The following is a 16,716-nucleotide window of genomic DNA, read 5'->3' as shown; positions in this document are numbered from 1 at the left end:
CGATTTCGAAGGAAGTTGGCGATGATCCAGGTCAAAGGGCTGAACAAATGGTTCGGCGACCACCATGTGCTGCACGACGTCGACCTTGAGGTGGCTCGGGGCGAGGTCGTCGTGGTGATCGGACCCTCGGGGTCCGGCAAGTCCACGCTGTGCCGCTGCCTCAACCGGCTGGAGAGCGCGGGCTCGGGCGAGATCCTCATCGAGGGCGTCCCCGCCCCGGTCGAGGGCCGCGAGCTGGCCAGGCTCCGGGCCGACGTGGGCATGGTCTTCCAGTCCTTCAACCTCTTCCAGCACAAGACCGTGCTGGAGAACGTGATGCTCGCGCCGATGAAGGTGCGCGGCGCCGCCCGCGCCGAGGCCGAGCGGACCGGCCGGGAGCTGCTGGCGCGCGTCGGCATCGCCGAGCAGGCCGGCAAGCTGCCCGCGCAGCTGTCGGGCGGCCAGCAGCAGCGCGCGGCGATCGCGCGGGCGCTGGCCATGCGCCCCAAGGTGATGCTCTTCGACGAGCCCACCTCGGCGCTCGACCCGGAGATGGTCGGCGAGGTTTTGGACGTGATGGTCGGCCTCGCCGCCGACGGCATGACCATGGTCGTCGTCACCCACGAGATGGGCTTCGCCCGCCGGGCGGCCGACCGGGTGGTGTTCATGGACGGCGGCCGGATCGTCGAGACCGGTGAGCCGAACGCCTTCTTCGAAGCCCCCAAGACGGACCGGGCCAGGGACTTCCTGGCCAAGGTACTCACGCACTGATCGCAAAGGATGGTGGGCCCGATGGTCTCCCTCAAGCGGGTGGCCGCTGTCGCCGCCGTGTCGATGATCGGTCTTTCGGCCTGTTCGGGCACCGACCCGGCCGCCCCGGCGGTGCCGGGCGAGCCCAAGGCTCCCGGCCTGCTCGCCGACGCGCCGGTCGCGGCGGCGGCCGACATCCTCCCCGGCTCCACGATGGAGAAGATCAAGAAGCGGGGTGAGCTGATCGTCGGCGGGTCGCTGGACGCGCCGCTGCTGTCCCAGCAGAACCCGGTGAGCGGCGAGGTCGAGGGCTTCGACGCCGACATGGGCAAGGCGCTGGCCAAGTACATCATCGGCGAGCCCAAGGTGAAGATCGTCAACTCGGCGTCGGAGACCCGGGAGGCGCTGCTGGCCAACGGCACCGTCGACGTGGTCTTCCAGACCTACACGATCACGCCGGAGCGGGCCGAGCAGGTCGCCTTCGCCGGGCCGTACTACTCCTCGGGTCTGAGCATCGCGGTGAAGAAGGGTACGGCCGGCATCGCCAAGCCGGAGGACCTCAACGGCAAGACCGTCATCGCCGGCGCCAACACCCCCGCCATCCCCGCGATCAAGAAGGCCGCGCCGCAGGCGAAGATCGTCACGTTCGGCAGCGACCCCGAGTGCGTGCAGGCGCTCAAGCAGGACCGCGGCGTCGCCTACGTCCAGGACGAGACGCTGCTGGTGGCCGACGCGCAGAAGGACCCGTCCATCCAGGTCGTCGGCAAGCCGTTCACCAGCGACCCGTACGGCATCGGCCTCAAGCACGGCGACGACCGGTTCAAGAAGTTCGTCAACGACTGGCTGACCAAGACCCAGGGTTCCGGGCTGTGGCAGCGGATCTGGAAGAACTCCCTCGGCACGGTCGTGCAGGGCGAGGCTCCGGCTCCCCCGCAGATCGGCTCGGTGCCGGGCTCCTGATGTCGGCCGTCCTCGACCACCTGCCCGAGTTCTGGGCGGGACTGCTGGTCACCCTCCAGCTCACCGCGGCGTCGTTCGCCGGCGCCGCGGTGGTCGGGCTCGTGATCACCGCGATGCGGGTCAGCCCGGTCGGGGTGCTGCGCGCGATCGGCACGGCGTACGTGGAGACCTTCCAGAACCTGCCCCTGTTGGTCCTGCTGGTGCTCGCCGTCTTCGGGCTCCCGGAGATCGGGATCAAGGCCGGCCTGCTGACGACCGCCGTCGTGGTGATCGCCCTGTACGAGGCCGCCTACATCGCCGAGGCGCTGCGCTCGGGGGTCAACGCGGTCGCCGGCGGGCAGGGCGAGGCGGCCCGCGCGCTGGGGCTGACCTTCGGCCAGTCGCTGCGCCACGTGGTGCTGCCGCAGGCGCTGCGCACCGTGATCCAGCCGATCGGCAACGTCTTCATCGCGCTGACGATGAACACCTCGCTCGCCGCGGCGGTCGGCGTGGTGGACCTGACCGCCGCCGCCAACCGGGTGAACCTCGCGGAGGCCCAGCCCATCCCGATCTTCGTCGGGGCGGGCCTGGCCTACGCGCTGATCGCCGCCTGCGCCGGGTTCGTCACCGGACGGCTCGAACGGCGGCTGGGGATGGTCCGATGAGCAACCTGCTGTTCGACGAGCCCGGTCCCCGCGCGCGCCGCCGGATCCGGATCGCGACCGTGGCGGGGGCCGTCGCGGTGCTCGCCCTGCTGGCGCTGGCCGTACGGCAGTTCGCGGCCAACGGGCAACTCGACGCGGCGCGCTGGCAGCCGTACGCGACCTGGCCGGTGTGGCGCTACCTGCTGACGGGACTGTGGTCCACGGCTCTGGCGGCGGTCGTCTCGGCGGCGCTGGCGATGGCCGCCGGGCTGGCGCTGGCGCTGGGCCGGCTGTCGCGGCGCCGCTGGGTCCGCCTGCCCGCCGCCGCGTACGTGGAGGCGGTACGGACGATCCCGGCGCTGCTGCTGGTCTACGTCGTGCTGTTCGCGCTGCCCCGCTACGGGCTGGACCTGCCGCTGTTCTGGAAGCTCACGGTGCCGCTGGCGGTGTCGAACGCGGCGGCGTTCGCCGAGATCTTCCGGGCCGGGATCCTGTCGGTCGAGCGTGGTCAGGGTGAGGCGGGCCTGGCGGTCGGGCTGACCCCGGGCCAGACCATGCGGATGATCGTGCTGCCGCAGGCGGCCCGGCGCGTGCTGCCGTCGATCGTCAGCCAGTCGGTCGGCCTGCTGAAGGACACCTCGCTCGGCTTCGTCGTCAGCTACGCCGAGCTGCTCTACAGCGGCAAGGTCCTGGCGACCTACAACGGCCTGCTGATCCAGACCTACATCGTCGTCGCGCTGATCTATCTCGTGGTCAACGCGTCGCTGTCCAAACTCGCCCGCGTCCTGGAGGCCCGCCGGCCGGGCGTCCGCCCGCCCCGAAGGAGATTCGCCCGTGTGTGAAGTCGCCGCAGACCCGTCCCGGACCGGGTCCGCGCCCGCCGGGGACCCACGCGCCGCCGCCCCCGCCGTGTCCGCCGGGGACCCGCTCCCGGTCGGGCGGTCCGGTTTCGCCGCGCTCGCCGAGGTGGTGCGCTCGGGGTTCGTGGAGAGCGTCCACTACGGCAGCGCGGTGGCCCTGGGGCCCGGCGGCGAGATCGCCGTCTCCCTGGGCCGGCCGGACGCGCCGGTGCTGCCGCGCTCGTCGGCCAAGCCGTTCCAGGCGCTGGGCTGCCTGCTGTCGGGCGCCGCGCTCGCCGGTCCGAGCCTGGCCATCGCCGCCGGCAGCCACACCGGACAGGACGCGCACGTGCGGTTGGTCGCCGAGATGCTCGGCGGGGCCGGGCTCGGGTTCGACGCCCTGGGCTGCCCTGCCGACTGGCCGGAGGACGAGGCCGCCCGGCACGCGATGATCAAGGCCGGGCAGGGGCCCTCCCGCGAGCGGATGAACTGCTCGGGCAAGCACGCCGCGATGCTCATGGCGGCGGTGGCCTCCGGCTGGGACACCGCCTCCTACCTCGACGCGGGCCATCCGCTGCAGCGGCGGGTCCGCGAGGCGGCCGAGGAGCTGTCGGGCGAGGAGACCGCCCACGTCGCCGTGGACGGGTGCGGCGCCCCGCTGTTCGGGCTGTCGCTGACCGGGCTGGCCCGCGCCGCGCGGGCCATGGTGACCGCTCCGGAGGGCACGGCCCCGCGCGCGGTCGCCGACGCGATGCGCGAGCACCCCGAGTACGTCGGCGGCACAGGCCACGTCAACACGACGCTGATGCGGGCGCTGCCGGGCGCGATGGTCAAGGGCGGGGCCGAGGGGGTGCTGGTGGCCGCGCTCGGCGACGGGCACGCGGCGGCGGTCAAGGTCATCGACGGCAGCCCGCGGGCCACCACGGCGATCGCGCTGGCCGCGCTGCGGGCCGCGGGCGCCGACGTGGCTCCGGCGGCCGGGTTCGAGAACGTTCCGGTGCTCGGCGGCGGCGTCCCCGTCGGCGAGATCCGCACTTTGGGGGAAAAATGAGTCTTAAGTATGAAATCTGCATCGACAGTACGGCGGGCGCGCTGGCGGCCGAGCAGGCCGGGGCGGACCGGGTGGAGCTGTGCTCGGCCCTGTTCGACGGCGGCCTGACCCCGACCCTCGGCGCCGTCGAGACGACCCTGGCCGCGGTCTCCTCGATCCGCGTCCATGTGATCATCCGTCCCCGGGGCGGCGACTTCATCTACGACGGGCACGAGATCGCCGCCATGGAGCGCGACGTGGCCGCCGTCCGGGACGCGGGCGCGCAGGGCGTGGTCATCGGCGCGCTGACCCCGTCCGGCGAGGTGGACACCGAGGTCGCCAGGCGGCTCATCGACGCGGCCGGGGACCTGTCGGTCACCTTCCACCGGGCCTTCGACATGACGGCCGACCCCTTCGCCGCCCTGGAGACGCTGGCCGGCCTGGGCGTGGACCGGGTGCTCACCTCCGGCCAGGACGTCACGGCGCTGGAGGGCGCGCCACTGATCGCCTCGCTGGTCGAGCGGGCCGGTGACCGCCTGGTCGTGATGCCGGGCGGCGGCATCACCCCGCGCAACGTCGGCCGCGTCATCGAGGCGACGGGGGCGCGGGAGATCCACTTCGCGGCGCTGGTGGACGCGCCCAGCCCTGCGACGCACCGCAACCCCCACCCGTTCATGGGCGGCGAGCTGCGCCGTCCCGAGTACGCCCGCCAGGTCACCTCGCCGGGCCTGGTCTCCGAGGTGATCGCCGCGGCCGGCGCCTGACACGGTCAGACGCCCGTGGGCATGGTCTCCAGCTCGCCCCGGCTCTCCCTCTCCATGTGCAGCGCCTGCAGGGCGGAGGTCCTGGCGATCCACAGCAGCGCGTCGTAGCGGTCGCCCATCATGCTGGGCACGTAGTTGCGCCGCTCCCGGATCGGGTCGTACACCACCCCGACGGCGCGGTGGCCGTGCCAGGTGGTCAGCCAGTGCGCGTCCGGCTGGTCGGAGAAGACGAACAGGGCGCGGTGGTCGAGGTCGGTCGCCGTGTCGCAGAGCAGCCCCTCCAGGCTGTCGCGGGGCGGCGGGGGCAGCGTCATGACCTCCATGGACGCCCCCCAGGAGGGGGCCGCGACCACCTCACCGTAGGCGGTGGCGAAGCCGACCAGCACGACGTTCTCCCGGCCGTGCCGTTCCCGGGCGAGCTGACCGAGGTTGACGATCCCGCCGCGCGCCATGTCGGTGGCCCGCGCGTCGCCGATGTGGGTGTTGTGGGCCCACACGACCGCCCTGGCGCCGTCGCCGTGGACGTCCAGCAGCCGGTCGAGGGTGTCGGCCATGTGGGTGTCGCGGATGTTCCACGACTCCGCGCCGCCATTGATCATCGACCGGTAGTACTCCTCGGCCGAGGCCACCACCTCGGCGTTCTGCCGGGCGTTCAGGGCCTCGGCGGGGTCGGCGGCGTCGATGCGGACGGCCCGCCGGGCCTCGCTCAGCAGGGCGACCACCTCGTCCTCGCACCCGCCGGGCACCAGCCGCGTGCCGCGGGCGTACGCCTGGGGGTCCTCGTTGTACGGCTCGAAGCAGCGGTAGGCCTCCACGGCGTCGCGCGTGTACTCGGGGTGGTGCTCGTGCAGGTAGAGCAGGACGGCCCGCAGGGACTCCCACATGCTGTAGACGTCCAGGCCGTAGAAGCCCGCCCGCTCCCCGGCGGGCAGGGCCTCGTTGCGGGCCCGCAGCCACCGGCAGAAGCGCCCGGTCTCGGCATTGGCCCACATCCAGGTGGGCCAGCGGCGGTAGGCGTCCAGGACCGCCTGCGGGTCCTCCGGCGCGCCCCGGGCGAGGGTGACCGAGCGGTGGACGTCCCAGCAGTCCGGCCAGTCGCCCTCCACCGCCACGAAGGAGAAGCCGCGCTCCTCGATCAGGCGGCGGGTCAGCGCGGCCCGCCAGGCGTAGAACTCGTGCGTTCCGTGGGTGGCCTCGCCGATCAGCACGCACCGGGCGTCGCCGACGCGGTCGAGGAGGGGGTCGAGGTCGGCCGCTTCCTCCAGCGGAAGGGCCATCTCCCGAGCCTCGGTCGTCTCGTCCATTTTCCAGATCCGTTCCCCCGGGGACCGCCCGGTCTCCGGGCGATCCGGACCTCTCCCTCCCCCTCCGCGCCCGGCGCGGCGGGCGGCGCGGGCGGCACCCGCCGCGGTCCCCTCATGCGCCCGGGGCCGCGGAGATCGGAGGGCGCCTTCTCTGTCAACCGTTCCCCTTTCGACCATTTCAACCCATTTTCTAGAGATTTGGTGGATTCCAGGGAGAACGGCAGGCGGGAGATCATCCGGCCGCGGGCGGGGGCCGTACGCGCTGTCAAGCGCCGCCCCGTGACAGGAAACGGAGGCGAACGAGCAGCTTGCTGCCCTGCGGAGCCCTGGATCGGGGCCATCGGGAAGCGCAGAGTTGCAAGTGCGAGAACACACCGGAAAAACCGGAGACAGGGATGGGGAGATGACAGTCCAGACCACTTCCGCGAAACGGGTGGAAATTCCCGCGAAGAAATCGGCGGCATCCGCCGGGAACGGCGGCAGAACCGGCGGTGACCTGTTACGGCTGATCCGGTTCACCCGGCCGGCGAAGAAAAGATCCAGCGCCTACATAGCGCTCAACTCCGACGAGCCGGGGGTGCGGGGACTGTTCCGGTACCGCCCGGAGACGGCCCTGCCGCTGAACGCGCTGGTGGACGTGCTGCTGCGCGGGGAGAGCACCCTCACCCAGGGGGAGAGGGAGCTGATCGCGACGTACGTGTCGGCCCGCAATGAGTGCCGGTTCTGCTGCTACACGCACGCCGCCCTCGCGGCCGTCCGGCTGCCCGAGGGGATGCCGTTGGTGCAGGCGGTCTGCGCCGACCCGGAGTCCGCGCCCGTGTCGGCCAAGCTCAGGGCGCTGCTGCGCCTCGCCGGCGCGGTGCAGGAGGGCGGCAGGCACGTCACCGAGGAGCACGTGACGGCCGCCCGCGCCGAGGGCGCGACGGACCTGGAGATCCACGACACGGTGCTGATCGCCGCGGCGTTCTGCATGTTCAACCGCTACGTCGACGGGCTCGGGACCCACGCCCCCGACGACCCGGCCGCCTACGCGGCGCGGGCCCGGATGAAGGGGGGTTACGTGAACGTCCTGGCCGAGTCGCTGCGCCAGGCACAGGCCTGACCGGCCACGACCGGGCCCCGCGAGCCGTACGGCCGGGCCCCGCGAGCCGTACGGCCGGGCCCCGCGGGCCGTACGGCCGGGCCGCCCGGGCCGGCGGGAAAACGACGGGAAGGAGAACGCGCCGGGAAAGGCAGCGTCGACCGAAGGAGACGGAGAGGAACGAGAGAGGACGGGAGAAGAGAAGGAAGCGTTCCGGCAGGAGAGGAGAAAGACCGGGAAGGCGAGAGAACGGTCAGGAAGGAAAGAGATGACGGCCGAGGAAAGGGCCGGAGAAAGGAGACGGCCGGAGAAGGAGAGGCGAAGGAGACCGGAAGGAAAGGAACGGGGCCGCTGGAGCTCCGGGAAACGGAGAGGTTCGCACGGATCGGGCGGTTCCGGGGCATGACGCCTTCCCCGTCACCCCGCCGCCCGCCCGCGAGGCGCCGGGAAGGAGCGGAAAGGAGATCGCGCGGCGCGTGGGGCGTCCGACACACGTCCCACGCGCCGCGGAGGCGGCGGAAGAAGGCGGTGGGACCCGGGAGAACCCCGGGCCGGGGTCTCAGGCGAGGAACTCGTCGACCGCGTAGGAGTCCTGCGGGAAGCTCCAGCGTTCGGTGATCCTGCCGTCCGCGACGCGGAAGACGTGCACGCCGCGCTCGTCCAGGACCTTGCCGCCGCGCTCGCCGACGACGCGCAGGACCGCGGCCACCCGCTCGTCGTCGGCCAGGAACGCCTCCGGCTCGAACCGCAGCGCCCCCCTGGTGGTCTCGCCGAGCCGCTGGAGGTAGCGGATCACCTCTTCCTTGCCGCGGTGGTCGCCGGCCAGCTCGCCCCGGCCGGGAACGTGGAAGACCACGTCGTCGGCGAGGAGGTTGTCACGGACGTGGTCGATGTCGTTCTTGGCGAGGGCGTCGTAGGCGCTGCGCACGACTCCGGCGTTGGGGTGTTCGGACATGGCGCTCCTCTTTCGGCAGGGTCGAATTCCCCGAGGTGACGAGGATGAAAAAGGGGGGCGTCGGTGACGGTACGTCACCCGGGCAAAAGGGGCAAGAGTCATCAGAAGCACCGCAGGACACCGGTGCCGCACTCGGAAAAGGTCAACCCCTGAATCAATTTTTAGACGCCCGTAAATCCGTCCGGGGAACCGCGGAAAAGACCCGGAGAAAGACGGATGAGACGGGTCCGGCCGTTGACAGCGCGGCGGGCACGTGCAGATCATGAGGGCGTCCGCCGGACGGAGCCCTCCACCGGCGGCACGCGAGACGCACCCCGACCATGATGCGCCCTCCCCCACGATCCCCGGCTGCGCCGGCACGAGGAGTGTCCATGCCCCACATCGCCCTCCCCACCGACGACCCGGGAATCAGGGGCCTGTTCCGGTTCCGCCCGGAGACCGCGGCGCCGCTGAACGGGCTCGCCGAGGTCCTGCTGCGCGGGGACAGCACCCTGTCGCGTGGGGAACGCGAGCTGATCGCGGCGTACGTGTCGTCGCTCAACCGCTGCCGCTTCTGCCACTCCTCACACGCGGCGTTCGCCGCCGCCCAGCTCCCCGAGGGCATGGAGCTGGTGGAGCAGACCTGCGAGAACCCGGCCACCGCGCCGGTCTCACCGAAGCTGCGGGCGCTGCTGGACATCGCCGCGGCCGTGCAGCGCGGCGGCAAGGAGGTCTCCGCCGAGCACGTCGCCGCCGCCCGCGCCGAGGACGCGACGGACCTGGAGATCCACGACACGGTGCTGATCGCCGCGGCGTTCTGCATGTTCAACCGCTACGTCGACGGCCTGGCCACCCACGCCCCCGACGACCCCGCGGTGTACGCGGCGACGGCCGAGCAGATCGTCGCCCACGGCTACGGCAGCACCACCCCCGCCGCCGAGCACTCGGGCACGCGGCCGTGACGGCGCCCGACGGGCACGTCCACCGTTACCTGATCATCGGCGCCGGGCCCGGGGGCCTGCAGCTCAGCTACTTCCTGGAGCGGTCCGGCGCCGACTACCTCACGCTGGAGCGCGAGGACGCGCCGGGCGGCTTCTTCCGCCGCTACCCGCGCCACCGCAGACTGATCTCGCTGAACAAGGTCCACACCGGCCAGGACGACCCGGAGATCTCCCTGCGCTGGGACTGGAACTCCCTGCTCAACGACTCCCCCGACCTGCTGTTCCCCCGCTACTCGCGCGACTACTTCCCCGGCGCGGGCGACCTGGTGCGCTACCTCGGCGACTTCCAGCGCGAGCACAAGCTCAACGTCGCCTTCGGCGTCTCCGTCGACCGGATCGCCCGGGAGGAGGACGGGCGCTTCGCCGTGCACGCCGGGGACGAGGTGTTCCGGGCCGAATGCCTGATCATGGCGACCGGCTGGGGCGGGCCGTACGTGCCGGACATCCCGGGCATCGAGCTGGCCACGGGCTACGAGGAGATGCCGGTCCGCGGTGAGGACTTCACCGACCAGCGGGTGCTGATCATCGGCAAGGGCAACTCGGCGTTCGAGACCGCCCAGTCGATGCTCGGCCACGCCGCGGTCATCCACCTGGCCAGCCCCAGCCCGGTACGGCTGGCCTGGACGAGCAAGCATCCGGGCCACGTGCGCGGCCAGTACGGCGCGCTGCTCGACAGCTACTGGTTCAAGACCCTGCACGGCGTGCTGGAGTGCGAGGTCGACCGGATCCGGCGCGCGGGCGACCGGTTCGAGGTGGAGATCACCTATACCCTCGCCGAGGGCGAGCGGGCGACGCTGGAGTACGACCGGGTGCTGCGCTGCACCGGCTTCACCATGGACACCTCGGTCTTCGACGACTCCTGCCGTCCCGCGCTCACCCCGAACGGCCGCATGCCGGCGATCCGCCCCGACTTCCAGTCGGCCGACGTCGACGGCCTGTACTTCGCCGGCACCCTGATGCAGGCCCGCGACTTCAAGCGCGCCTCCTCGGCGTTCATCGACGGCTTCCGCTACAACCTGCGGACGCTGGCCGCCCTGCTGGCCGAGCGCTACGAGGGGACGCCGCTGGAGGAGTGCGTGCTTCCCGCCGACGCCGAGACGCTGACCGGGGACATCCTGGACCGGGTCAACCACAGCTCCGCGCTGTGGACCCAGTTCGAGTACCTCTGCGACGTCTACGTGCTCGACGAGCGGACCGGGCGGGTCCGGCGTCACACCGACCTGCCCGAGGACTACGCGGTCGGCAGGTTCGGCGGCGAGGGGCTGTGCCTCACGGTCACCCTGCGGTGGGGGCGGCAGGAACATCCCGACGTCTTCGCCATCCGGCGGCACCCGACGCCGGAGCGGGCGCACGAGAGCGCGTTCCTGCACCCGGTCGTGCGGGTCTGGCGGGACGGCGAGCAGGTCGCCGAGCGGCACCTGCTGGAGGACCTTCAGGCCACCTGGCGCGACCCGGTACGGCACGTGGCCCCGCTGCGCGCCTTCCTCACCGAGCAGCTGCCCGGATAACGGCCGCTCCGGGGCCGGCTCCGGGCTGCGGGGCGCCCCTCTCCGGGCTCCCGGACGCCCCTGACCCACCTCTCCGGCACGCCCGGACCGGCCGTACGGCGCCCCCTGACCCGCCGTACGGCCGGTCAGGCGGTGAAGTCGCCGACGAGGTGGTCCACCACGTCGGACGGCAGGCCGCGCCGGGCGTGGACGGCCCGCTGGCGGGCCGCCCCGGTGCCCTCCCGGGTCAGCCGGGCCAGCCGCTCGGTCACCATGTCCAGGTCGCCGGTCAGCTCCAGCGCGGGCCGGATGTGGCGCAGCAGCGCCGCGAGCCGGTCGGCGGCGGGGTGCTTCTCGCCGGTGAGCGGGTCGATGCCGTGGCCGTCCAGGCCGTCGCGGGCCGCCTGCCAGTAGGCGGCCCGCAGCAGCGCCTCCGGCGGGCGCGGCCCGGGCTCCCCGTCGCCGATCCGCTCCAGCGCGGTCACCACCAGGCCCCGGACCACGGCGGCGAGCAGCGCCGACTCCCCCGCGCTGGCGGGCACGTCGGCCACCCGCACCTCCAGCGTGGGCAGCCGCGCCGAGGGCCGGACGTCCCAGAAGACCGTGCCCGGGTCCACCAGCACCCCGGCCTCCGTCAGGGTGGCGACGAGCCGGTCGAACTCCTCCGGCTCGGCGAAGTACGGCGGCGGCCCGGCGACCGGCCACTTGTTCCAGCACAGCACCCGCCAGGCGGCGTAGCCGGTGTCGCGGCCGGCCCACAGCGGGGAGTTGGCCGTCATCGCGATCAGCACCGGCAGCCACGGCCGCAGGTGGTTGCCCGCCAGCACCGCCCGCGCCCGGTCGGGCAGGTGGACGTGGACGTGCCCGGCGCAGATGCTCTGCTCGTCGTGGAGCGTCCGGTAGGCGGCGATGCCGAGGTCGTAGCGCGGGTCGTCGACGATCGGCGGCGGGACGACGTCGCCCAGCACGGGGGTGCCCGAGGCGATCACCGCCAGCCCCTCCCCGGCAGCCGCCGAGGCCATGGCCGCCCGCATCCCGCGCAGGTGCTCCGCCAGGTCCGCGGAGCCGGCGCAGGGCGGCGTCTTGGCCTCCACCTGGAACCGGATGATCTCGGTGCTCACGCGCTCCCCCAGTACGGGGGCGGCGCGCCCGGCCACCTCAGCGGCCCGGGGCGTCACGGCCCGCGTCGCCGGATCGACGACGAAGTACTCCTCCTCCACTCCCATCAGTGGACGAATCGGGTCGAAGGGCACGGGGGGCGGGGTCTGCACGGTCGCCGTCATCTCTCGTTTCCAGGCCGGGGTGTGCGGGCGGCGGTGCCACGGTATCGGCCCGGCTCCCGGCGCGGAGGCGCAATCGGGCGGCACGTCCCCGGCCCCGGCGGGTTCTGGGGTTCCCCCGGGGTTTCAGGGGGTTTTCAGAGAACGCGGTGGCCGGAGCCGGGAATCGGACGATGCCCTCGGCCCCGCCGGGCGCCGGGGTCTCCGGGAGGTATCAGGAGGTTCCGGTGACCGCGTCGTCCGCCGGCGGCCGGGAGCCGGGCGCGGCGGCGGATCGGCCGTCGGACGGCTCCGCGGGCACGTCGAGGAGCACCTCGTGTCCGGCCACCCCCATGAACGCCGCCGACAGCACCGCCCGATGGTCGGCGTCGACGGGGTGGGCCGAGGCCCGGAAGGCGGCGATCGACCGCTCCGGGTCCTCCTCCTCCATGACGTAGACCATGAGCGGCCCGTCGGAGGTGGGAACCAGCAGGACGGTCTCGTGCCGCACGCCCTCGTCGACGAAGGTCGCGAGAAGCTCTCCCCGGCGGGGGCCGGACAGCTCGGCGAACCACGCGCGCAGCCGGTCCACCTGCTCCGGCCGTACCTTACTGACGCTCACCCGCAGCATCGTCCATCACCTCTTCCGTCGTACCCGGTCATCTCCGTCCCCCGTCCCCTGCCGCCGGTGGGCGCCGCGCTCAGCCGAGCCGGTCCAGCCAGGCGAAGAACCGTGGGAAGACCTTCCTGGCGGCGTGGTCGGTGAGCATCCCGTGCCCCTCGTTCTCGATGCCGACCCATTCCGACCCGGCCGGCGCCCCGTCCAGATGGGCGCGGACCGCGCCGGCGGGGATGCGCGGGTCCTCCTCCCCGTGCGCGACGAAGTGCGGTACGGCGGCGGGCGCCGCATCCGGCGCGAGGCGGTCACCGGCCGAGCTCAGGAAGGCCCGCACCCCCTCGTGGCCGGAGTCGGCGAGATCGGCGAACCGCAGGAACCCACCGAGCAGGAAGACCCCGCGCACCCGGGGGGACAGGCGCGCGACCCGCGCCGCGAGATAGCCCCCGTAGCTCATCCCGCCTGCCACGACGGGCCCGGTCGCGACCTGCCGCAGTACGGCGAGAACGTCGTCGGCGTCGTCCACGCCGTAGCGGCCGGGCGGCGGCGGGCGCAGCGCCGGGTCGAGCACGTTGCTCCCCCGCACGTTCGGCTGGACGACCCGCCAGCCGGCCAGTGCCAGCGACTCGGCGAAGGGCGACCAGGTCGCCAGGTTCACCCCGTTCGGGCCGCCGTGCAGCAGCAGCACCGTGCCGCGCGCCGTACCGGGCGGGTCGCGCAGCAGGCACGGCAGCGGGCAGCTCGGTCCCTCCAGGACGGTGTGGCGGGCGGGCGGGGGCGCGTGGCCGCGGGGCGGGTCGGGCCGCAGCCGCAGACCTCCCGCGGCGAGCTCGGCGATCTCCCCCGCCCACAGCCGCCGGGGCTGTCCGGGTGACGTCCAGCTCAGGCCGGCGAGCCCGTCACCGGCCAGCACGTCGTCCACCACGGCCGCGCCGGGCCCGGTCAGGCGGCGTCGTGCCCCGGTGCGGGTGTGCCAGGCGTAGGCGGCCCGGCCCGGCCACGTCTCGGCGACCACGACGACCTCCTCCGGCGACAGCCACGGCCCGACGGAGGTCACCGGGCCGTCCCAGTGGGAGACGCCGCCGCCGTCCACGCACACCACGCGTCTGGCCGGTCCCCGGCGCAGCAGCACGGCGATCCTGTCGCGGCGCGGCGAGTCCGGCACGACCGCCTCGACCACGGCGCGCGGTGGCAGCCGCACCTCGCCGAGGACCGGGTGGACGACGCTCCCGGCGTGGCCCGCCGGTCCGCGGGCCGGCGCCGGCTCCCGGCCCGCGGTCGGGACCGGGACCGGGACCGGAAGCGCGAGCGGGACCGGGCCCGGGACCGGAAGCGCGACCGGGAGCGGGAACGTCTCCTCGCCGAACAGTTCGGCGGCCAGGTCGCGTGACGCGTCCGCCGTCAGCCGCTCCCCGTCCCACCGGGGGCGGCGGTGCCATCGCGGTCCGGTGGTGAGCGGCGTCCACCGGTCGCCGGTGAGCAGCGCGAGATGGCGGCCGGACCAGGCGTCGGCGCTCACCACCGGCCCGGCCGGGGTCAGCGCGAACGCCGGGCCGTCGCCGTCGAGCTGGGACCGCCGGAACGGGTCCGGCAGCGATGCGGTGACCCGCTCCGCCCGCTCCGGCAGCGGGATGACGTCCGGCATCGTGCCTCCTGTCCGTGTCCGTGTCCGTCCTGTCCGGGTCCTCGGAACCGCCAGGGTCTGCGGGGTCTCCGGGGGCCCTGGGGTCTCCGGAGTGCGGGCGGGTCAGGCCGGCGCGTACCGCTTGGCCCGCAGCACGGCGGGGACGACGCGTTCGCCGATCACCAGGTTCACCCGGTCGCCGGGCCTGTGGTTCTCGACCCACACGTCCAGGTCGTCGAGGCTGTCGAAGAGGAAGTCGTCGGCTGCGCGGATGACGTCGCCGGGACGCACCCCGGCGAGGTCGGCGGGCGCGCCGAGCGCCACGTCCTGCACCAGCATGCCCTCGCCCGCGACGGCCCCGACGGGGATGACCCCCAGCTCGGTCCGGTGCATGGTGTGGTAGTTGTGCGGGACCTCGTCGAGGTGGTCGCCGAGCAGGTCCAGGAAGTGGTCCCAGTGGTGCAGGAACCCGTCGCGTTCGAATCTGCCGTTGCCCTCCTCGGGGAAGCCGTCCTGCCGGAGCGTCAGACGGGTACGGCCGGCGTCGCCGTCGGCGTCGGACAGCTCGAAGACCATGGTGACCTCGGCGTCGCAGGCGATCAGTCCGACGGTCAGCTCCAGCCGCCGGCCGGTCTCCAGGGCGCCGATCCGCCCGGTGTAGGCGGTCGGCCTGCGGGCGCCCGCGTCGTAGAGCCAGCAGAAGGCGGCGCCCGGCCGTTCGGGCATGACGCTGGCGACCACGCCGAGCCACTGCTCGGCGGCGGCGGGGTCGAAGATGGCCCGCCAGACCTTCTCGCGGGGGTGGTTCAGGACGCGTTCGAAGCTGTTGCCCACCATTGGCTTGCTCCTTGTCGGTTGCGCGGCGGTTGCCTGGGTCGGTACGGCGGTGCTCATGCGGGTGCTCGTGTCCGGGCCGGTACGGCGGTGCTCATGCGGGTGCTCGTGTCCGGATCGGTACGGCGGGGCTCATCCCCGGCCACCGGCCGGTTCCGCCACCAGCTCGGCGACCCGGGACCGGGTGATGGTCACGGCGGCGAACACGGCGAGCGCCAGCATGATCGCTCCCGCGACGACGAACGACGCGCGCAGACCGGCGGCGGAGGCCAGGAGGCCCCCCAGCAGCGCGCCGAAGGGCATCCCCCCGTAGGTGACCAGCCGGTGGGCGCCGGTGACCCGGCCGAGGAGGTGGTCGGGCGTGCCGGACTGCCGCAGCGACATCTGGTTGACGTTCCAGATCGCGGCGGCGAACCCGGCCAGGACCTCCGCGGCGCCCGCGGTCCACGCGTTCGGCGCGGCCGCGGTGAGCAGGCACGCGGCGCCCGCCGCGACCAGGGCGAGGCGGAGGCTGACCGCCGTGCCGAACCACGTGTTGAGCCGTCCGGCCTGCGCGGCGCCGAAGAGGCTGCCGAACGACCCCACGGCCAGCAGCAGGCTGAACCCGAAGGCCCCCAGGCCGAGCTCCTGCTGCGCGAACAGCACGAAGATGGCGGTCTGCGCCAGGCAGGCGACGTTGAACAGGCCGGCCACGGCGGTGATCGACCGCAGCACCGGCTGCCGCCACAGCCAGGAGCAGCCCTCGGCGACGGCCCGCCACAGCCCGGCCTCGCCGTAGGCGTTGCGGGAGACGTGGTAGTCGCCGCGCATCCTGCGCAACAGGACGGCGCTGAGCAGGAACGACAGCGCGTCGCCGATGAACGGCAGCGCCCGGGAGAAGCCGAACAGCAGCCCGCCGAGCGGGGGTCCGGCGAACGACTCGACGGTGGTCCTGGTCCCCACCAGCCAGGAGTTGGCCCGCCGGATGCGGTCGGGGTCGCCGGAGACCACCCTGGGCAGCACGGCGGTGCCGCTGCTGTCGAAGACGGTGTCGGCGACCGCGATGAGGAAGCCCACGACCATCAGCAGCCCGATGCTCGCGAAGCCCATCGCGACGGCCGCCGCCAGCACGCCGGTGAGGGCGGCCCGCACCAGGTCCGCCAGCCACATCGCGCGCTTGCGGTCCCACCTGTCGGCCATCGCCCCGGCCGGCAGGGCGAACAGCAGCCAGGGCAGCCGCCCGACGACCGTCACGGAGGCGACCACCACCGGGTCGGTGGAGAGCGTGGCGGCCAGCAGCGGCAGCGCCGCGGAGGAGATGCCGTTGCCCAGCAGCGACACCGCCGAGGCGCCCCACAGCATGGGGAAGTCCGGTGCCAGGGACAGCGGACCCGGCCGCCGGGTGCGCGGCGCCTCGGTTCCGGGGATCGTGTCCGTCATCGCCGTTCCTCCTCCTGCCGGTCGGACCGCCCGCCGGACCAGTCGTCGTGCCGCCCGCCATGCCCCTCACCGTGTGGACCGCCGTACGGCCTGTCGGACGCGGCGGGCGCGGCGGGCGCGGCGGGCGCGGCGGGCGCGGCGGGCGCGGCGGGCGCGGCGGGCGCGGCGGGCGCGGCGGGCGCGGCGGGCGCGGCGGGCGCGGCGGGCGCGGG

The 16,716-nt window shown here is 73.6% G+C and carries 16 protein-coding genes and 1 pseudogene; 9 read left to right on the top strand and 8 right to left on the bottom strand.

Going from position 1 to position 16,716, the window contains the following annotated elements; all coding sequences use genetic code 11:
• The first annotated feature begins 21 nt into the window (after positions 1-21).
• The 6 genes from ACZ6W9_RS08195 to ACZ6W9_RS08170 all read left to right on the top strand — a co-directional run bounded on the left by ACZ6W9_RS08195 (position 22) and on the right by ACZ6W9_RS08170 (position 4,945).
• The gene (locus ACZ6W9_RS08195) at positions 22-750 is read left to right on the top strand and encodes an amino acid ABC transporter ATP-binding protein (RefSeq protein ID WP_362936105.1); all 729 of its coding nucleotides are present in this window, start codon (positions 22-24) and stop codon (positions 748-750) included.
• A 21-nt stretch (positions 751-771) separates the two neighbouring features.
• Complete coding sequence (locus tag ACZ6W9_RS08190) at positions 772-1,689, top strand: glutamate ABC transporter substrate-binding protein (RefSeq protein ID WP_470116952.1); 918 nt, start codon at positions 772-774, stop codon at positions 1,687-1,689.
• Positions 1,689-2,333: an amino acid ABC transporter permease gene (locus ACZ6W9_RS08185; RefSeq protein ID WP_389961040.1), complete on the top strand. Its 645-nt coding sequence runs from the start codon at positions 1,689-1,691 to the stop codon at positions 2,331-2,333. Before ACZ6W9_RS08190 ends, ACZ6W9_RS08185 begins: the two co-directional genes overlap by 1 nt.
• The gene (locus tag ACZ6W9_RS08180) at positions 2,330-3,154 is read left to right on the top strand and encodes an amino acid ABC transporter permease (protein ID WP_470116951.1); all 825 of its coding nucleotides are present in this window, start codon (positions 2,330-2,332) and stop codon (positions 3,152-3,154) included. The genes ACZ6W9_RS08185 and ACZ6W9_RS08180 overlap by 4 nt, the downstream gene beginning before the upstream one ends.
• Positions 3,155-3,221: 67 nt before the next feature.
• Positions 3,222-4,202, top strand: coding sequence for an asparaginase (locus tag ACZ6W9_RS08175; RefSeq protein WP_389961134.1), 981 nt, complete (start codon positions 3,222-3,224; stop codon positions 4,200-4,202).
• The gene (locus ACZ6W9_RS08170; protein ID WP_389961036.1) at positions 4,199-4,945 is read left to right on the top strand and encodes a copper homeostasis protein CutC; all 747 of its coding nucleotides are present in this window, start codon (positions 4,199-4,201) and stop codon (positions 4,943-4,945) included. The genes ACZ6W9_RS08175 and ACZ6W9_RS08170 overlap by 4 nt, the downstream gene beginning before the upstream one ends.
• Before the next feature lie 5 nt (positions 4,946-4,950).
• On the opposite strand, the gene ACZ6W9_RS08165 is transcribed toward ACZ6W9_RS08170, so the two are convergent.
• Positions 4,951-6,249, bottom strand: a complete 1,299-nt coding sequence (locus ACZ6W9_RS08165; protein WP_389961034.1) for an erythromycin esterase family protein — start codon at positions 6,247-6,249, stop codon at positions 4,951-4,953.
• Positions 6,250-6,652: 403 nt separating this feature from the next.
• On the opposite strand from ACZ6W9_RS08165, the gene ACZ6W9_RS08160 reads away from it, so the two are divergent.
• Positions 6,653-7,351, top strand: a complete 699-nt coding sequence (locus ACZ6W9_RS08160) for a carboxymuconolactone decarboxylase family protein (protein ID WP_389961032.1) — start codon at positions 6,653-6,655, stop codon at positions 7,349-7,351.
• Positions 7,352-7,889: 538 nt separating this feature from the next.
• On the opposite strand, the gene ACZ6W9_RS08155 is transcribed toward ACZ6W9_RS08160, so the two are convergent.
• The gene (locus ACZ6W9_RS08155; protein ID WP_389961030.1) at positions 7,890-8,285 is read right to left on the bottom strand and encodes a nuclear transport factor 2 family protein; all 396 of its coding nucleotides are present in this window, start codon (positions 8,283-8,285) and stop codon (positions 7,890-7,892) included.
• Between the two features lie 371 nt (positions 8,286-8,656).
• Here ACZ6W9_RS08155 and ACZ6W9_RS08150 point away from each other — a divergent pair, with 371 nt between their 5' ends.
• Both ACZ6W9_RS08150 and ACZ6W9_RS08145 read left to right on the top strand, forming a co-directional pair.
• A complete protein-coding gene (locus tag ACZ6W9_RS08150) occupies positions 8,657-9,226 on the top strand; it encodes a carboxymuconolactone decarboxylase family protein (protein WP_389961028.1) in 570 nt (189 codons plus the stop codon).
• The gene (locus tag ACZ6W9_RS08145) at positions 9,223-10,773 is read left to right on the top strand and encodes an NAD(P)-binding domain-containing protein (protein WP_470116950.1); all 1,551 of its coding nucleotides are present in this window, start codon (positions 9,223-9,225) and stop codon (positions 10,771-10,773) included. Before ACZ6W9_RS08150 ends, ACZ6W9_RS08145 begins: the two co-directional genes overlap by 4 nt.
• Before the next feature lie 125 nt (positions 10,774-10,898).
• Here the strand turns inward: ACZ6W9_RS08145 and ACZ6W9_RS08140 are convergent, their stop codons facing one another.
• The 6 genes and pseudogenes from ACZ6W9_RS08140 to ACZ6W9_RS08115 all read right to left on the bottom strand — a co-directional run.
• Entirely contained in the window at positions 10,899-12,035 is a 1,137-nt protein-coding gene (locus tag ACZ6W9_RS08140) for a carboxylate-amine ligase (RefSeq protein ID WP_470116949.1), read from the bottom strand.
• Positions 12,036-12,246: 211 nt separating this feature from the next.
• The gene (locus ACZ6W9_RS08135; RefSeq protein ID WP_470116948.1) at positions 12,247-12,633 is read right to left on the bottom strand and encodes a DUF6176 family protein; all 387 of its coding nucleotides are present in this window, start codon (positions 12,631-12,633) and stop codon (positions 12,247-12,249) included.
• A 79-nt stretch (positions 12,634-12,712) separates the two neighbouring features.
• The gene (locus tag ACZ6W9_RS08130) at positions 12,713-14,272 is read right to left on the bottom strand and encodes an alpha/beta fold hydrolase (RefSeq protein WP_470116947.1); all 1,560 of its coding nucleotides are present in this window, start codon (positions 14,270-14,272) and stop codon (positions 12,713-12,715) included.
• A gap of 102 nt (positions 14,273-14,374) precedes the next feature.
• Positions 14,375-15,088 (bottom strand): SRPBCC domain-containing protein, encoded by a 714-nt coding sequence (locus tag ACZ6W9_RS08125; RefSeq protein WP_389961017.1) that lies wholly within the window; start codon positions 15,086-15,088, stop codon positions 14,375-14,377.
• Positions 15,089-15,217: 129 nt separating this feature from the next.
• Positions 15,218-16,504 carry an MFS transporter gene (locus tag ACZ6W9_RS08120; protein ID WP_470116946.1) on the bottom strand — a complete coding sequence of 429 codons (1,287 nt, stop codon included), beginning with the start codon at positions 16,502-16,504 and terminating at the stop codon, positions 15,218-15,220.
• Positions 16,501-16,716: pseudogene (locus ACZ6W9_RS08115) on the bottom strand (hypothetical protein); the annotation flags it as partial. The pseudogene ACZ6W9_RS08115 and the gene ACZ6W9_RS08120, both read right to left, overlap by 4 nt.

The organism is Streptosporangium sp. NPDC053982 (assembly GCF_055585205.1).
The sequence above is the reverse complement of the archived record's forward strand: the minus strand, read 5'-3'. Positions and strand labels throughout refer to the sequence as shown.

Excerpts from the sequence above, each read along its gene's own strand:
- ACZ6W9_RS08195 (WP_362936105.1), top strand. The coding sequence starts at position 22 with ATGATCCAGGTCAAAGGGCTGAACAAATGGTTCGGCGACCACCATGTG.
- ACZ6W9_RS08190 (WP_470116952.1), top strand. The coding sequence starts at position 772 with ATGGTCTCCCTCAAGCGGGTGGCCGCTGTCGCCGCCGTGTCGATGATC.
- ACZ6W9_RS08185 (WP_389961040.1), top strand. The coding sequence starts at position 1,689 with ATGTCGGCCGTCCTCGACCACCTGCCCGAGTTCTGGGCGGGACTGCTG.
- ACZ6W9_RS08180 (WP_470116951.1), top strand. The coding sequence starts at position 2,330 with ATGAGCAACCTGCTGTTCGACGAGCCCGGTCCCCGCGCGCGCCGCCGG.
- ACZ6W9_RS08170 (WP_389961036.1), top strand. The coding sequence starts at position 4,199 with ATGAGTCTTAAGTATGAAATCTGCATCGACAGTACGGCGGGCGCGCTG.
- ACZ6W9_RS08165 (WP_389961034.1), bottom strand. The coding sequence starts at position 6,249 with ATGGACGAGACGACCGAGGCTCGGGAGATGGCCCTTCCGCTGGAGGAA.
- ACZ6W9_RS08160 (WP_389961032.1), top strand. The coding sequence starts at position 6,653 with ATGACAGTCCAGACCACTTCCGCGAAACGGGTGGAAATTCCCGCGAAG.
- ACZ6W9_RS08155 (WP_389961030.1), bottom strand. The coding sequence starts at position 8,285 with ATGTCCGAACACCCCAACGCCGGAGTCGTGCGCAGCGCCTACGACGCC.
- ACZ6W9_RS08150 (WP_389961028.1), top strand. The coding sequence starts at position 8,657 with ATGCCCCACATCGCCCTCCCCACCGACGACCCGGGAATCAGGGGCCTG.
- ACZ6W9_RS08140 (WP_470116949.1), bottom strand. The coding sequence starts at position 12,035 with ATGACGGCGACCGTGCAGACCCCGCCCCCCGTGCCCTTCGACCCGATT.
- ACZ6W9_RS08130 (WP_470116947.1), bottom strand. The coding sequence starts at position 14,272 with ATGCCGGACGTCATCCCGCTGCCGGAGCGGGCGGAGCGGGTCACCGCA.
- ACZ6W9_RS08125 (WP_389961017.1), bottom strand. The coding sequence starts at position 15,088 with ATGGTGGGCAACAGCTTCGAACGCGTCCTGAACCACCCCCGCGAGAAG.
- ACZ6W9_RS08120 (WP_470116946.1), bottom strand. The coding sequence starts at position 16,504 with ATGACGGACACGATCCCCGGAACCGAGGCGCCGCGCACCCGGCGGCCG.